This window comes from Maribacter sp. 2-571, from assembly GCF_050589625.1.
Lineage (GTDB): Bacteria > Bacteroidota > Bacteroidia > Flavobacteriales > Flavobacteriaceae > Pelagihabitans.
In genome coordinates, this window is the sequence record NZ_JBNGOP010000008.1 from 124,861 (window position 1) to 143,553 (window position 18,693).

Annotated in this window: 4 protein-coding genes; all 4 read left to right on the forward strand. The window is 48.6% G+C overall.

The window, feature by feature from the left end:
- The first annotated feature begins 160 nt into the window (after window positions 1–160).
- The 4 genes from ACRD7P_RS08180 (at window position 161) to ACRD7P_RS08195 (ending at window position 18,666) form a co-directional block, all read left to right on the forward strand.
- Complete coding sequence (locus ACRD7P_RS08180) at window positions 161–5,563, forward strand: SpvB/TcaC N-terminal domain-containing protein (RefSeq protein ID WP_430907056.1); 5,403 nt, start codon at window positions 161–163, stop codon at window positions 5,561–5,563.
- 5 nt (window positions 5,564–5,568) lie between these two features.
- On the forward strand, window positions 5,569–7,983 hold the full coding sequence (locus ACRD7P_RS08185) for an RHS repeat-associated core domain-containing protein (protein WP_430907057.1): 2,415 nt from the start codon (window positions 5,569–5,571) through the stop codon (window positions 7,981–7,983).
- 8 nt (window positions 7,984–7,991) lie between these two features.
- Window positions 7,992–10,475, forward strand: a complete 2,484-nt coding sequence (locus ACRD7P_RS08190; protein WP_430907058.1) for an RHS repeat domain-containing protein — start codon at window positions 7,992–7,994, stop codon at window positions 10,473–10,475.
- 358 nt (window positions 10,476–10,833) lie between these two features.
- Entirely contained in the window at window positions 10,834–18,666 is a 7,833-nt protein-coding gene (locus tag ACRD7P_RS08195) for a SpvB/TcaC N-terminal domain-containing protein (protein ID WP_430907059.1), read from the forward strand.
- The last annotated feature ends 27 nt before the right edge of the window (window positions 18,667–18,693 follow it).

Genomic DNA, 18,693 nt, shown 5'->3' on the forward strand with positions numbered 1-18,693 from the left:
GTAGGACCATTTGTACAGGAATAAGGGCGATCCATACACCTGGTAAGGATGTTTTACCGGCAACTACATATCTTGTAAGTATAACGCTTATAAGGCTATAGGATAAAACAAAAAGTGTAAGCCACTTCAATAATAAGCCCTTAAAGAACGCTTGATTTTTATGGAACCAAACAGGCAAACTACCGCTCGTACCGACAAAAATTCGAATGCTTCCGGCATCGAAAAGTTGACCGCTGAAAAAGCTACCGAATCTAATGCACTTGAAATCCCTACTATAAACTTACCAAAAGGGGGAGGGGCCTTAAAGGGAATCGATGAAAAGTTTAAGGTGAACTCCGCTAATGGCACGGCCGGTTTTAGTATCCCTTTGCCCGTCACACCGGGACGAAACGGATTTTCACCGGAGCTTTCCCTTTCCTATAATTCGGGTGCCGGGAACGGCAGTTACGGTTTGGGATGGTCGTTGGAATTTGCCACCATCCAAAGGAAGACCGATAAACGTTTGCCCCGATACCGGGACGCGCTGGACGAAGACGTTTTTATGTTTTCCGGGGTCGAAGATCTGGTGCCCTATCTTGAATTGGATACCAATAGCGGTGCTTATGTTAAAAAAGAAAGCGTCACTCCCGATGGGTATACCATAACACGATACCGGCCCAGGATCGAAGGCGGTTTTGCGCGAATTGAAAAAATTGTTCATCAAGATCATGGTACCTACTGGAAGGTAACGACCGGGGCGAATATCGTTACTATCTTTGGCCGGAGTATACACGCCCGGATCGCCGACCCTGAGGACCATTCCCGAATTTTTATGTGGCTTCCCGAGTTTCGCTACGACGGCAAGGGCAATTGGATGCGTTATGGGTACAAACAGGATACCAACGTTGCTTCGGATGGCAACCCGCTGTCCGATGTACACCTTCCTGATACACTTTTCGAAAAAAATAGAAGGTCCGGCCTGGCGCCTTTCACAAATACCTATTTGAAAAGTATTGGCTATGGCAATCAAGAGGCCTATTATGCCGACGATACAAAACCGTATGACCCGCAAGACCCCGAAAGTGACGTCCATTTTTTTGATTTGATATTCGACTATGGGGAACATAACGAGGCCCTGCCGACACCGGCCGAGGAGCGCCCATGGGAATATAGGTCCGATTCCTTTTCCTCATATCGTTCCGGATTTGAAATCCGTACGAACCGTTTGTGCCAACGTATTTTAATGTTTCATCATTTTGAAGAAGAAAAACAGTTTAAGGGTACGGCCGAAGAGGGCGATTTCGGTCGCGATTACCTGGTGCGTTCCTTGGAATTGTTTTATGGCCCATCCTCCATTAACGGTTCCGGAGTATCCGAAGTCACCTATTTGAACGCGATCAAACAATCGGGCTATATACGCAAACCGGATGGAACGTATTCCAAAAAATCGCTCCCCGAATTGGAATTCGACTATCAGCGTCTTTCATGGGGCAATGAAGTTAAGGTGGTAGATGCCGCCCATATTGCCAACACCCCTGTAGGCCTATCCAACAATTATCAATGGGTAGATCTCTATAACGAGGGAATTCCCGGAATTTTGACCGAAGAAGCATCCGGGTGGTTTTACAAAAACAACCTAGGGGATGTCGACGAGAATGGCCGGGCCACTTTTGCCCCGATGCGGAAGGTTGCCGAAAGGCCCTCCTTTTCCGGACTTGCCACAGGTGTTTTATCGCTTAGGGATTTGGAGTCGAACGGAGAAAAACAACTGGTGGTCGCGAGTTCGGGGGTCAATGGCTTTTTTGAACTCACCGATACCGAAAAATGGACCCCGCTACAGCATTTTGAACAAATGGCGAACATTGACCTACAGGACCCCAATACCCGTTTATTGGACCTTAACGGCGATGGACGGCCCGAATTGGTGATCACCGAAGAAAATGCCTTTGTATGGTATGCCTCGGACGGAAAACAAGGATACCTGCCCGCCGAGTTTGCCGAAAAGACCTTTGATCAAGAAAAAGGTCCGGCCATTGTTTTTGCGGATGGCGAGCAAACTATTTTCTTGGCCGATATGTCCGGTGATGGGTTGACGGATATTGTTAGGATCCGCAATGGAGCGGTGAGTTACTGGGCCAATAAGGGGTATGGTGTTTTCAGCGCTAGGATAGCCATGTCGAACGCCCCTTTGTTCGACCGTCCCGACCAGTTCGATCCGCGGTATTTACATTTGGCGGATGTTAGCGGAACGGGAGCAACGGATTTGATCTATTTGGGTGAAAATAGCTTTAAGGCCTATATCAACCTTAGTGGAAACGCCTGGAGCGATGAACACCTGATAACGCCCACTTTTCCTATGGGAGGCGGTGCCAAACTTTCGGTTGTGGACCTATTGGGTTCCGGTACCTCATGTGTGGTCTGGTCCTCCGATTTACCGAGCGATTCCGGTACCCCCATGCGATATATCGACCTAATGAACGGTAAAAAACCGCATGTATTACAGCGCTATAAAAACAACCTTGGAAAGGAAACGTATTTGGAATACAAGAGTGCTACCCATTATTACATAAAAGATAAATTGGCAGGAACTCCTTGGCTTACCAAATTACCGTTTCCCGTTCAGGTACTGAGTGCGCAAACCACTGTGGAAAAAGTAACGAATGTACGGTTCAGGACCACCTATAGTTATCACCACGGATATTTCGATCATGCCGAGAGCGAATTTCGGGGCTTCGGAAGGGTAGAACAGCAAGATACCGAATACTACAACACCTGGGCAAAGAACGTTGCTACGGATACTTTGGAACAAGATCCGGTGCTGTACCAACCGCCCGTTTTAACCAAAACCTGGTATCATACCGGCGCTTTTTTAGATCGGGAACAACTTTTATCACAATTTAAAAAGGAGTATTGGTACGAGCTGTATAAGAAACAATTTCCCCAACTTCCCTTGAATGTTCCGTCGCTTGAATTGCCCAACATTACAATTTCCGATACCGTCGATGCCAGTGATTTCGAAACACTAAGGGAAGCGTTCAGGGCCTGTAAGGGCATGGCAATACGCCAGGAGGTTTTTGCTTTGGACGCCCCGGAAAATCCCACTGATACGGAATTGCAGCGACAATGGAAACCCTTTACGGTGGCTTCCCACACCTGTTCGGTACGATCGCTCCAGCCGAAACAAGAAAACCGATATGCGGTTTTTTTACCGACCCAAAGCGAAACCCTCAATGTTTCGTACGAACGATTGGAAGAGGATCCCCGAATAGGGCATACTTTCAACTTGGCAATCGATGAACTGGGAAAACCCCTAGAAACGGCATCGGTAGTTTACCCGCGCCAAATAGCTCCGGAACAACATCCGTTGCTAAAACGGGAAGCCGACGCGGCTGCCATGGTCTATGAAAGGGAAGATGAAAAACAGGCCTATATTGCGGCACTTTCCGCCGCCCGCAACGCTCAGGCGACACCAATAGTTACCTACACCAAAAACACTTATACCGCTGATGTTGTTTCACCGACCATCTATCGCCTTCGTACTTTGGCAGATACCCAAACGTTTGAACTGACCGGAATGGATAAAGCGAAGACGCCCTTGTTAACGATATCCGATTTTGAAACCGTGGAGGCTGCCGCGGTCTTGGACTATTTCGAAGAAGCGGATCCGACCATCTTCCAAAAACGTTTGATAGAACGGGTACAAACCACCTTTTATGACGAAGCGCTTCTGCAAGAGTTGCCTGTTGGAAAGCTTGCGAGCCATGGGATTACCTATCAGCGCTACCAATTGGCCTATACCGCTACCATTTTGAATACCATTTTTGGGGATAAACTTCCCGTCAATACGGCTGCTTTGGAAGCTATTATGGGCGATGGGGATACCGATAGCCAGCAGGCGGATGCAAAGTTTTCCAAACGGGACGGCCATTGGTGGATCCGTTCGGGAATAACCGATTTTTTGAACGGCGGCGATCTCAGTTTGGTTAAAAATCGGTTTTTTTCGCCTCAAAAGTATCAGGATCCCTTCGGTGCGGATACCAGCGTATCCTTCTACAAGGACTATTTTCTAATGATGGATAAGGTGACCGATGCGCTCGGAAAGGAAATCCGCGCGATGGACTTTAACTTCAGGACCCTGAGTCCCATAAGGATGCAGGATGCCAATAACAACCTTTCCGGCATTTTGTTGGATGAGATCGGTAGCGTAAAAGCGATTGCCGTAATGGGAAAGGGCAATGAGGCCGATAGCTTGGAAGGCATAACGGAATTCACGGATCAGGCAGAGCGAACCCTGATTTCGGAATATTTTGTGGAAGGCGATTCGGCACTTCTCGAAGTCAAGGCCCGAGCATTATTGCAAAAAGCGACAACGCGTTTTGTATATGATTTCGATTCCTATAAAAATGCCATTGCAGCTCGGGAAGCGCAAGACCCAAATATGGTGGCAATGAACCCTTGTAAAGAGATCGGTGCCAAACCCACGGTGAACGCCACCATTTTACGCGAAAGGCATATTGACCCCGATTCACCGTTACAGCTGAGCTTTGAGTATTCCGACGGTATGGGAAACATAGCTATGGCAAAAGCTCAGGCCGCCCCGGGCGAAGCGCTGGAACTTACCATAAACGATGATTGCACCACCCTTCTGCAAACCACCAATACAGGTGACCGCCTGCGTTGGATCGGTAACGGTAGAACTGTTCTGAACAATAAGGGAAATCCCGTAAAGCAATACGAACCCTATTTTTCGGTGAATCCGTTTTACGAAAATGCCATGGAATTGGTAGAAAGGGGAGTAACGCCGATTACCTATTACGATGCCATGGGCAGGGTGATCAAAACAGAATTCCCGGATGGTACCTTTTCCAAAACGGAATTCGATAGTTGGCAACAACGGGTATACGACCAAAACGATACGGTAGCGGACAGCCGTTGGTATGCAGATCGGAAAAACGGTCAATTGGGAGAGGCGCAAAAGAGTGCCGCGGAAAAGACATTGAAACATAACAACACACCGACCATTCTTTGTTCGGACACCTTAGGACGTACGATACTTAGTATAGCGCACAATAGGGCGGGCATTAGAGATAATCAGGGCGGGTTTATTCCGCAGACCGATGAATTTTATGCCACCTACATTGTGCTAGATGCAGAAGGTAACACCCTGAGCGTGATCGATGCCAAGGGAAATACCGTGATGGCCTATTTACATGATATGTTAGGGCATCGGGTATATCAAAACAGTATGGACGCAGGGGAACGTTGGATGCTGAACAACGCCATGGGCAATCCCGTAAAAAGTTGGGACAGCAGGGACCATGTGTTCAGTTATGAGTATGATGAATTGCAACGCCCGGTTCGCAAGAGGGTAACGGGAGGTTCCAAAAATCTGGACCATCTGTATGAAATTTTGGAGTATGGAGATCGAAAGAATCAACCCGTGGCGGAACGCAACCAAAGAATCGGGAATAATATGCTGGGCCAACCAATGCTACATAAGGATACCTCCGGGATTACAACCTTTGTGGTGTACGATTTTAAAGGGAATATCATAGAGCATAGAAAACAGTTGCTGAAAAAATAAAAACGATGTTCGATGCCACCACATATCATTTGCCGAACTGGGAAGACAATCCCCAGTTAGAACCCGAGGTGTTTCGGTACTGGGACACCTATGACGCCCTAGGGCGTCCCGTTCAGGAAATGATTGGACGTTCGGGGCTACAGAGGAGTACTATTGTACGAACGTACGACCCGGCAGGGCTATTGAACGGGATTATGGCCGACTGCGCGGAAAGAGGATCTAAAAATTATGTAACGCAGATCGACTACAACGAAAAAGGGCACCGCACCGGAATCACCTTTGGTAACGGAACGAGAACCACCTATACCTATGAGGCGGCAACCTACCGGCTTTCCGTTTTGCGAACTGTGAGGGCAACCGAAACGCTACAGGAACTCCATTATCATTACGATGGCATAGGTAACATCGTTGCAGTGGACAACACGGCCGACGATGTACATTTTTTTAACAACCAAAACGTTTCTCCGTCCAAGACCTATGAATATGATGCACTATACCGCCTTTGCTTGGCCCATGGCCGTGAACATGCCGGCCTATCGGGATCGGGCGCCGCATTGCCCGATGATCAATGGGACGCCTTTCGGACCAATCTTCCGCATCTCGGTGATGGGAGGGCCTTACAGCGTTATCGACGGCAATACCGATATGACGCCGCAGGCAATATGCGTACCATCAAACACATTGCCGGTCTCGGCGCACTTACCCATCGGTATACCAAAACCTTTTCCTATAACAATAACGATGGCGATAGAAATGCCCTGGGCGTGCCTTCAACGGCAACAAAAAACAACCGATTGCTACGGTATAGTGTAGGAACGGACCCACAGCAGTATGCCTTTGATGCCCATGGAAACATGTCGGCCCTGGCACCAAATGCCGCCGATGACAGATTTGCAATAGATTGGGACAGCTTTGACCGATTGGCTTTTTTACAATTGGCCAATCAGGGAACCGCACACTATCGATATGGTTCCAATGGGCAGCGAGAGCGAAAACTGATTACGGACGGCAACAAAATACTCAAGGAGCGAATATATGCAGGGGCCTTGGAGGTGTACCGTGAATACCGTTCCGACGGTACCGTAAAAATAGAACGGGAATCCTTTCACATCACCGATGGTAGCAGAAGGATCGCTATGGTAGATACCAAAACAGTGGACGACCCTTCCGATCGTACTCAGGAGCAGCTGTCGCGATATCAGTATAGCAACCATTTGGGTTCCTCCGCGCTGGAACTCGACGATAGGGCAAGGGTAATTTCCTATGAAGAGTATTACCCATATGGTACTACGGCCTACCAAGCGGTAGGGCAAAGCATTGCCCCTTCGGCAAAACGTTACCGATATACCGGTATGGAAAGGGACGAGGAATCGGGCCTGAATTACCATTCCGCCCGCTATTACCTTCCATGGTCGGCAAGATGGCTCAATACCGATCCGATCGGCATAGCGGGAGGAATAAACCTATATGCCTATGTGTATAACAATCCTGTGAAATTGAACGACCCCAGTGGAACACATCCGCCGGATGTTGAGGAACCGCAGCAGCCAGCAGAACCAGAACCGGCGGAAGAGACCGAGACCGTTCCGGAAGCGGAAGGGCAAACGCCGGACCGACCGCTAAATCTTCAGCTCGATCCCGAATGGGCCCGGCAAATGTTTGGGCCTCCCATCTTGCTGCCCCCGATCGATCCGGACCGTTTGGTACCCCTTGCAAACCGTCCCCCATCGGGACAGCCCTTGCCACCGCCACCGGATGTTCCACAACTCCCGCTACGGAGCATGCCGTTTTTTTCCAGATTGTTGTATGGAATACAGCAAGGCGCCGCAACCTTCAAAAGAAATGCAGAAACCAGAACATTCGATCTGGGCAGGTCTTTGCAAGAAGATGAAACACGATTTAGACTAATGATCGGGGAAGAGCCCGAAACGCCGGAAGTGGGGGCGACCCTGGCAAGTGCAGGTTTGGCCATTGCCGATAATGCAGGCCTTGTAGATCAGGTGAAAGAAGCTGCCTTGGGGCCCTTGTTGCCATTGACCATAACCGGAGTAGCCGGGTATCTCGTTTACGGCGCGGCACAAACGGGCGGTTCCGGTGATGGTACCGCATTAACGGGAGTACTCAATAACCTCAGCGGACTGGCCCCGGAAATACCCCTTGGCGACAATCTTAGGTTAAGGCTTCCCGGATCAGCGCCGATAACGACCCCTGCAAACCCGGAAGGTCCGGCGACGGACTATGTCGGTCTGGGCCTCGGTCTGGGCCTAAACTTGGGAACCATTCCCGTGCAAACCAGCCCTGATGGACCACCGACCCAAGTACCCCGTCATCAATTTCGATTGGATACCAACTCCAGGATCAACATCAATGGGGGCAACAGCAGGTTCAATCTAAATGTTGGATATCAGTTAACGTTCTAAGTAGAATTATGTTCACGGAAGATACCTATTTACTGCCCAATTGGGATGCCGATCCCGAGTTGGAAACCGAAACCTTTATACAACAACATACGTATGACGCCATGAACAGATCGTTTTTACAAAAAACGGGACGCTTAGGACTGCCCCTAAGTACCGTAATCCATGGTTACGACCGCGGGGGATTGCTGTATACGGTTCAGTGTGAAGCCGCCGAAAAGGGTGCGAAAAATGCAGTTACGGGCATTTCATATAACGAAAAAGCGCAGCGTGTCGGTATCACATATGGCAATGGCAGTTCCACTGCCTATAGCTACGAAAAGGATACCTTTCGTTTAACACGCTTGGTTACCCTTGGCATGGCAGGAAAAGTACAAGATCTGAACTACGCGTATGACCCAGTAGGTAACATTGCCAGGATTGAAAATGAAGCTCAGGACACCATTTTTTTTAACAACCAAAGCGTTGCACCTTCCAACGATTACGAGTACGATGCCCTTTACAGGCTCCAACGGGCAACCGGAAGGGAGCATATCGGGCAGGCCGGGGTGCATGCCAATAGTCCAGATGACCGAACGGATGTATTCAGGACAAACCTTCCGCATCCGGGAGATGGCGGGGCGTTACAGAACTATCGGCAGTATTATGAATATGATGCAGTGGGCAATATGCGCTTTGTACGGCATCTTGCCGGCCTTGGAAACCTTACGAACAGATGGACCAAGACGTTTGCCTACAACAATAACGGAACCGATAGGAACGCCCTTGGGGTCGATCCGGCAACGGTCCACAGCAATCGATTGCTCCAATATCAAGTGGGGACCGACCTGCAGCAGTTTTCGTTCGATGCCCATGGGAACATGATGGCCCTACTCCCCAATTCTGGCAACGGGCAGTTCAATACCGCTTGGGACTGTTTTGATCGGCTTGGGTTCATACAGCTTTCGAACCAAGGTACGGCACATTACATTTACGATGGCTCGGGACAACGGAGTCAAAAAATACGTACCGACGGAAACCGAATCGTTAAGGAGCGCATCTATTTAGGGTCTTTCGAGATATATCGCGAGTTCAATAGCGATGGAAGCGTGAAATTAGAACGCGAATCGTTGTTGGTAAAAGACGGTTCACGACAGGTAGCCTTGTTAGAAACAAAAACAGTCGACCACCCATCGGACGATTCCCCGGAACAGTTGGTTCGCTTCCAGTATGGCAATCATTTAGGATCAACGGCCCTGGAATTGGATTGGACAGGAACCATAATTTCCTATGAGGAATATTACCCCTATGGGGCTACCTCTTACCAGGCAATGGACCAAACCGTCAAGGCCGTTGCAAAGCGCTACCGGTATACCGGTATGGAAAGGGACGAGGAATCTGGCTTGAACTACCATTCGGCACGGTACTACCTTCCGTGGTTGTGTAGATGGGCTAGTGCAGATCCAATGGGAATAAAGGATGGCGTGAACGTATACGGTTATGTTTCATGCAATCCCATAAAACTTATGGATACTACGGGAAACTATGGAGAAGCGGGTCACTTTTATACCGTATATTTCGTTTCATTGGCGGCTGGTATGGATGCGGAAACAGCGTTCAAAAATGCTTTTTTTGCTCAGCTTCCCGATGAAATAGGTGAATTGGATGCTGTCACCGCTCAAGCGAGAGCGGCTGTAAAACAGTCAATTTCCAACAAAGAAAGGGATGAGGTGCAAACGTTTTTACATGCACTCACGGGAAGCGACGCAAAAAAAGAGCGGACCAGAACTAAAAAAGCGTTAAAAAAATTCGACTCCGGATCTATAGAATTTGGTTTTTTGATGCACCGTTTGGGTGATACCTACGCGCATTCCAAGTCTAATGGTCAAACCTATTCAACTGGGATGGGGCACGGTGCCGCCGGTCACACCCCTGATGAAATATTTCGCAGACCCGCGCTCTATAAGAGTTATGTGCTGGATTTATATGATACCTTAAGTGCCCAGACCAAAGCAAAAGGGAAAAAAACAAGGTTGTCCAGAAGCCAAGTAGAAGCGTTCGCCGATAAAATAGGGTCTATAAAGGTCATGACTCCGGAAAAGAAACATCAGGGCAAATATACCACCAAAGTAATTCCTCCTAAAATAGATGCCGGCGCAACGGAAGCGTCAGAAATAGCGATGATAAGATCGTTATCCCAAACCATGATGAAACAAAAAATGAAGCTCTATGCACCGGAAAAAGACTCTTATAGTATTTTTAATTCCGCAACTGCCGGTTGGACAGATTGGGACGACTACAAGGAGAAATACGGCAAGAGTCATTTAAAAAGTATTTTGGGCAGTGATATCAACAATGCCTTTGGAAATGTTGGGGACGCCCTTTATTCAGGGTCGAATGCCCACACCACGCCTGTCGATATACCAACCCCTCTTATCGATATCGATTGGTCTTTTCCAAAAGATAGCTTTGGTTTTCCAAGATACGAGTGTTTGTTCGCTCCTTGTACTCCTTAAGAAGCCTTTGCGGTACTGAAGTGCAGGACTATGTGGTTCAAGTACACTGGTTATCCTCCAAGGTATCATCTTCCGTTTTACTTTAAAAAAGGCAAGTCAAACGGGTTTATTTTAAAGGTAGTTCGGTGGCATTAGGTAACGATGGTTCGCAGTAGGAAAGAATTCGATAAAAGTAACAAGATAGGTATTGGAGTTACCTATCAGGTGTAGCAACACTTGAACTACCATTTACACAAAATGTAAAACCATTCATACAGATCGGGTTCGTACCCGCGCTACTACTACATACCTTGTAAGGGTAAAAATTAAACCACTAGTAAGAGAAATCGTTAGTTCCCCCTAAGAACCTATCGTTTTTATGGAACCCAATACAAAAGATGCGTCCCGGGCGGCAAACCTCTCGAACGCCACCAGTGTCGAAAACTTGACCACCGAAAAAGCTACGGAATCCAACGCTCTGGAAATCCCTACAATTTCACTTCCAAAAGGGGGAGGTGCCTTAAAGGGAATCGATGAAAAATTTACTGTAAACACCGCAAACGGAACCTCGGCCTTAGAAGTGCCCCTACCGATTACCCCGGCAAGAAATGGTTTTTCCCCGGCAATGGGCCTTAATTACAATTCCGGTTCCGGAAACGGAATTTTTGGTTTGGGGTGGTCCATGGATTTTTCGGTGATTACCAGAAAAACGGACAAGGGCATTCCCAGGTATACGGACGAGGATGTTTTTATGTTCTCGGGAGCTGATGACCTGATTGCCTTTATGGAAGAGGAGACTCCGGGGAACTGGACAAAAAAGGAAACCGTGGTCGGTGCCCTTACGATATCCCGATATCGTCCCAGAATTACATCGGACCATTCCAAGATAGAAAAAATAGCCCATCCGGTAAAGGGCATTTACTGGCGGGTGATCGATGCCGCAAATACCGTTACAATTTATGGTAGAAATTCAGAAAGTAGAATTGCAGATCCTACCGATCCTCAAAAAATTTATTCTTGGTTGCCCGAGTTTAGTTTTGACGACAAAGGCAATTGGATCATATATGAATACAAAGCAGAAAATTTTGATGCGGTACCCAATAACAGTAACGAATCGAGTCGTTTGTCGGGCATACAAAAGCTCACCAATCGCTATTTAAAAAGGGTAAAGTATTTCAATGCCATTCCTTACTTTGTCGATGCTGCCGATACCTTTGATCCTCCTGTACCTTTAGATCCGGTCTTCCATTTGGAACTGGTGTTGGATTATGGCGAACACGATTTGCTAAAACCAACGGTTCAGGAAGTACCGGGTCAATTTTGGAACCATAGGGAAGACCCTTTTTCTACCTATCGATCAGGTTTTGAGATACGTACCTACCGCCGTTGCGAGAGGGTACTAATGTTTCATCATTTTCCGGACGAACTCCAACAGGATGGATCTCCTTTTGGGACCGACTATCTCGTCCGTTCCCTTTCCATGGGATACCGACCTTCCGAGTACAACGGTTCCGGACAGACCGAGGTAAACTATCTCGGAACGATTACGGAAAGCGGTTATGTACGAAAACCGGACGGCAGCTATGCAAAAAAATCGCTACCGCCACTGGACCTGCAATACGAAGCGCTGCAATGGAGTACCACCGTGATGACGGCGCACCAGAACGATTTGGTCGACCTTCCCACGGGCCTCCAAGGAGACTATCGATGGACGGACCTTTTTGGAGAAGGAATTTCCGGAATACTGAGCGAACAGGCCGAAGGATGGTATTACAAACACAATCTGGGCGACGTGGAAGGTGATGGCAACGTTGGTTTTGAGGTAGGTACGAAAGTAATGGAGAAGCCATCGTTTACCGGACTTCAAACGGGGAAACTTACTTTGGTCGATCTTGATGCCGATGGCAAAAAACAGTTGGTTTCCAAGACCACTGGATTGCAGGGATATTTTGAAGTAAACGACGATAACGGTTTCAACAACTACCGACCGTTCGAACACCATATCAATATTGATTTTGGTAACCCTAACGTAAAATTATTCGACATTACCGGCAATGGCAAAGCGGATATCGTAATGACTGAAGAACGGGTCATCACCTATTACGAGGCCCGAGGACGCGATGGATACAAAAGTGCCCTGTCGGCATTAAAATCGTTTGGGGAAGAAGAGGGCCCTGCAATCGTATTCGCCGATGGCCAGAATACCATTTTTTTGGCCGATATGACTGGTGACGGCCTCACCGATATTGTTCGGGTCAGAAATGGGGAAACCTGTTATTGGGCAAATATGGGCTATGGCAGGTATAGTGCAAAAGTGGCCATGCAAAATGCCCCCTGGTTCGACCATCCCGATAAGTTCGATCCCAAACATATCCATTTGAACGATATCAGTGGAACCGGAACAGCTGACGTGATCTACAAAGGAGCCGATACGTTTAAGGCATTCTTGAATTTGGGTGGAAACGGGTTTTCGGACGTTCAGATTATCGATCCTTTCTTTCCTATAGACGATATGTCCAATTTAAAAGTGGTGGATCTGTTGGGAAAAGGTACCGCTTGTTTGGTTTGGTCTTCAGGACTCCCTTCACACAGCCGTACGCCATTACGTTACATCGATTTAATGTCGGGCAAAAAACCCCATGTGCTCGTTGCCTATGATAACAATATGGGCATGCATACCCAGTTAGGGTACAAAAGTTCAACACATTTTTATCTGAAGGACAAACGCGAGGGAAAACCATGGATCACAAAACTGCCCTTTCCCGTACAAGTGGTAGAAAACGTGACCGTCACCGAAGATACGACCAATGTAAAATTTACAACAAAGTATGTTTATCGCCATGGATATTACGATCATGGGGAACGGGAGTTCAGAGGGTTCGGTCTGGTCGAACAAACAGATACCGAGCACTATTCCGAATGGAAGGATCTCGACGGGGACAACCAAATGGAGCGATCGGAACATCTTTTTCAAAAACCGGTGTTGACCAAAACATGGTTCCATACCGGTGCCTTTATCGATCAAGGTAAGATCTTGGATCACTATAACGAGGAACATTGGTACAACGAATTTGAAAGACATTTCCCTGGGGCCTTACCCCCTGTGGGCGAGCCCATTTTGCAAGATGCGTTATTGCTTCCCTCCGGTCATATTGGTGATGTTACGGTAATGGAGCGGTTGAGGGCTCAGGAGTTTCGGGAAGCGGCACGCGCTTGCAAAGGAATGGTATTACGAACGGAAGTGTTCACCTTGGATGCCCCCGATACCCCTACCGATCAAGAAACCCAATTGCAGCTCACGCCCCATTCGGTTGCCACGCATAACTGTCATATTCTATTGCAACAGCCCTTGGGCCCAAATCGTCATGCCTGCTTTCAAGTAATCGAAAGCGAAGCGTTCACCATCCAGTACGAAAGGGATGTAAATGATCCCCGTATCTCACATAGCTTGAACTTGGAAATAGATCGCTATGGAAACGTTTTACAAACCGCTAAAGTGGCCTATGCCCGAAAAACGTCGGATGCTACATTACCGCAAGAGGTGAGGGACAGCCAATCATCGGACCAAATCGTTTATACCAAAAACACCTATACCAACGATGTGTTTTCCGATCGCGAACACCGTTTGAGACTGCCCTTCCAAAACGAAACCTTTGAAATAACGGAACTGCCAAAAATGGACGGTCATTATAAGTTGGTCGATTTTGTCGACCTGCTAGGTGCGGGCACACAAGAAATTTCATATACCGCAACGCCGTCCCCTGGAGTACCGCAACGCCGAAAAATAGAACATTTTAAACAACTGTATTATAAGAATGACCTTAGCGGTCCCTTGGCCCCAGGGGTTTTGGAATCCAAAGGAATCGATTATGAATCCTATGTATTGGCATTTACCCCGGAGGTGTTGACCGATATTTTTGGGGGCAAATTGGCGGCCGATTTCCCGGGTACCAATGGTTTTTATGTGCATTTCAATGGGGATGCCGATTGGTGGGTGCCTTCCGGAACGATCCAATATATCGATGCCGGGGAAACGGTTGCAGCTGCTCAAAACCGATTTTATGTGCCGCTTTCGTTTTCCGATGCCGCCGGAGCCCGCACCCAGATCGTTTATTATAAGAATTATGCGGCTTTTACGCGAAAGACGATAAACCCGTTGCTTACGGAAACGACAGCTGAAAATTATAATTTCAGAACGTTGGCCCCTACAAAGCTTAGGGATGGTAATGACAACCTAAAAGAAGTGATCTTTGATGAATTGGGCATGCCCAAGGCAATGGCCCTCTTGGGAAAAGATCTCGATGGCAATGGGATGGCCGAACTTGAAATGGGGGATGACCTTTCCAATATTACGGAATGGAGCGATGGGGAAACGGCACTTATAGCGCAATACTTTCAGGAAACCGATTCCAATATCCTTGAGCAAACCGCTCAAACGCTACTACAAAGGGCAAGTGTGCGCTACCTGTACGATTTGGAAGCATTTATGTTGAGGAGAAAGCCAATGGCGTCCAGTACCCTCAAAAACGAGCAGCACCACAGTCAGTTGAACCCGGGTGAAACAACTCCCCTAAGAATCGTTTTTGAGTACAGTAGCGGTTCCGGAAGTGTTATTATGGCAAAGGCAAAAGCCGAGCCGGGCGTGGCGAAAAGCGTTGTCGTTGAAGAAGACCTTAGCTATACCGTTACCGAAATGGATACCACTGCTTTTCCGCAACCCGGGGTACGGTGGGTCGGAAACGGCCGTACCGTACTGAACAATAAGGGAAACCCGGTAAAACAGTACGAACCTTTTTTCTCCGTTGTACCCCAGTATGAAGATGCCCCTGAACTTATAGCGAAAGGGGTGACCACGGTATCCTATTACGATAGTCTCTCTAGGCTTGTAAAAGTGGTGTTTCCCGACCGCACCTTTTCAGAAATTAAATTTGATGCTTGGCAAAAAGAGGTTTTCGATCGGAACGATACCATTACCGACAGCGGTTGGTATACCGACCGTATCAACAACCAGATCGATGCCGAACTTTTGGCACAGGGCAAAGACCCCGCCAAGGAAAAAAGCGCGGCCGAAAAGGCTGCGACCCATTTCGGGACCCCTTCACGGGTTTATTTTGATGTTTTGGGAAGAGCGGTGCTCACAATGGCACATAACAGAAAGTCCGACAATTCGGATGAATTCATACAAACGACGATCGCTATCGATATCGAGGGAAATACCCGTTCCGTAACCGATGCGCGCAACAATACGGTAATGGAATACCGGCATGATATGTTGGGGCACCGTTTATGGTCGGGAAGTATGGACGCGGGAGAGCGATGGAACTTCTTCAACGCCCTTGGCCGCCCGATCCGCCGCTGGGACCAGCGCGACCATATCGTATTCACGACTTATGATGTTTTGCAACGGGTATTGACCAAAAAAGTAACGGGTGGGGACGGTGCGGTTTCATTGGACAAGGTTTATGAAAAAAATGAATATGGAGAAGGGGCACCAAATGATAAACAACACAATCTTCGCGGAAAGCTAAGGGTACAGTTCGATACCGCAGGAAAAATCACGTATCCGTCCTACGACTTTAAGGGCAACCTCCTAAAGCAACAGCGGCAGTTTTTGGAAAATTATAAAACAACCCCGGATTGGTCGGTAGGGAACCCCGACCTCTTATTACAAACGGCTCCGCCAAAAGAAACCCAATGGACGTATGATGCCCTGAACAGGGTAACCCTAAAAACCAACCCGGATGGGAGTAGCACCAATACATTTTATAACGAAGCAGGATTGCTGCGCGAAGTACGCGCTACCCAAAACGGCGCTACCCAGACGTATGTAAAAAATATTGGATACAACGTAAAAGGGCAACGAGAAAGCATCGTTTATGGCAATGATGTACGAACGGCATATGCCTACGATAGCGAAACGTTTCGCTTGCACAACATACGCACGAACCGAATCGATAACGAGCTGATTCAGGATTTGTATTATACCTATGATCCCGTAGGAAACATTGTTGAAACCGAAGATAGGGCGATCCCTACGGTATTTTTTGGAAACCACAGGGTCGTTCCCCGAAACACCTATACCTATGATGCCATTTATCGGTTGATCGTAGCAGAGGGCAAAGAACATATCGGTCAGGCCACACACGGTAACTGTGATCAATGGAACGATTTGCCCTTCATGAAAAACTATAGCCCGGGATCGGATATGGAATGGCGCAACTATACCCAACGTTATGCATATGATCCCGTTGGGAACATTATGCAAATGCGACATATCGCGATCAACGGCAACTGGACCCGAAACTACGATTATGCCGCAACGAACAATCGGCTATTGCGTACCAATATCGGTGCGAACACCTATAACTATAGTTACCATCCACTTCATGGCAATATAACCGATATGCCCCATTTGGCGACTATGGATTGGAACTTTCGGGACGAATTGAGCAGCACGGCCTCCCAAACGGTATGCACCGGAAAATTACCCGAAACCACCTATTATGTATACGACGGTAGCGGAAAGCGGGTACGAAAAATAACGGAAAACCAATCCGTTAACGGAAACGCACCGACCCTAAAGGAAGAACGACAGTATTTAGGGGATATAGAGGTATACTTAAAATTTAGCGGGACGGATACAGGTTTGGAACGGACCACTTTGCATATCAGCGATGATCAGGGGAGGGTCGCCATGATAGATACCCGAAACGGTATTGACGATGGTACCGATGTGACGACCACGCGATACCAACTTGGAAACCGCTCCAATAGTGCTTCGATCGAGTTGGATGGGAACGGTGCGGTAATCGGGTATGAAGAGTTCCACCCTTTTGGAACTACGGCTTACCAAGCCGTAAATGCTTCCATTAAAGCCGCTGCCAAACGCTATCGATACACCGGTATGGAACGCGATACCGAAAGTGGACTAGGCTACCATAATGCCAGATACTATATCCCTTGGCTGGGCAGGTGGTTAAAACCAGATCCCGTGGGGCTGTCTGCAGGGGTAAACCTATATGCCTATGTAAACGGAAATCCTATAAAGCTTATCGACCCTAACGGTACGGATGACGATGATGGTTGGGGTTGGGGAACGGTACTTACCGTAGCGGCGGTAGTTACGGTCGCCGTTGTGGTCACCGTGGCCACCGCTGGTGTGGGCACCGCAGCGGTAGCCGGTGCCGTTGGGGCAGCGGGACTCACCGGAGGGGCGGCGACCGCCGCTACTGCAACGGGAGCGGTCGTAGTTGCGGGCGCCTCCGGGGCACTGGGGAGTGTTGCGGCGACCGGTACCTCCAATGCCATAACGGGAAGGGACGATTCGTTGGTCGATGCTGCCGTATCCGGCGGTGTGGCAGGGGTCGCAACGCTCGGGGTAGGCGCCGCGTTGGGCGCTGCGGCAAGAAGTGGGGGAACCGCCGCAATGGCAGCTTCCGCCACTGGAAATGCTTCAAGGGCCACCAATGCTGCCGCAACCGTCGCCAGGGCCGCACATTCCCCGGGCGCCGTAGGCGTAGCGACAAGATCGGCCGGTAGGGCCACTATGGGTGCCGTAGCCGGTGGGGTAGGAGGCGCTACCCAAGAAACAACACGGCAGGTAGTGAGCGGGGAATACAGTGCCAACGACGGTTTTGATACCGATCGCATCGCCGAATCGACCGGTAGCGGTGCCCTAATGGGAGCTGCACTGGGTCCCGTAATAGATCCTATTGCTACCCGGGCCGTAAACAATATTAGTACAAGAGCGGCAAGTTTGGGAAGGGTACGGGCCGATCGGGCAGCGGTAGCCCGTGGGGAACGTGGTCCAGGTCCAGCACGATCCGCATCCTACGACCCCGCTACAAGAAGAACTTTTGAAGGGCGTAACGAGCCCTATAGCAAACCGATACAGGACGTTCTTCAGAAACGAATGAATCAGTTTTCTACCAGACCGGATGCCGATAACCCGTATTTCGGGAGACCCGGACAACAACATGCCGAAATCAATTCTACCAACGATGCGTTAACTGCCAGGGCGAGCCTTTTACAACGTGAAATGACACCCTGGGATTTGGCACAGGTTACCACTTCGGTTCGCCGTTCCAACGGATCCAATGCCGGGGAACCTTTTAGAAGATGTCCAAGATGCGAGGTGGTAACAGAGGGCATGAGCATGACCCCGGATATGGTATCGGCCGAGAGCACCCCACATCCCTATTACTCCAGATGACCAATGCCATCCGGAACATATAAAAAA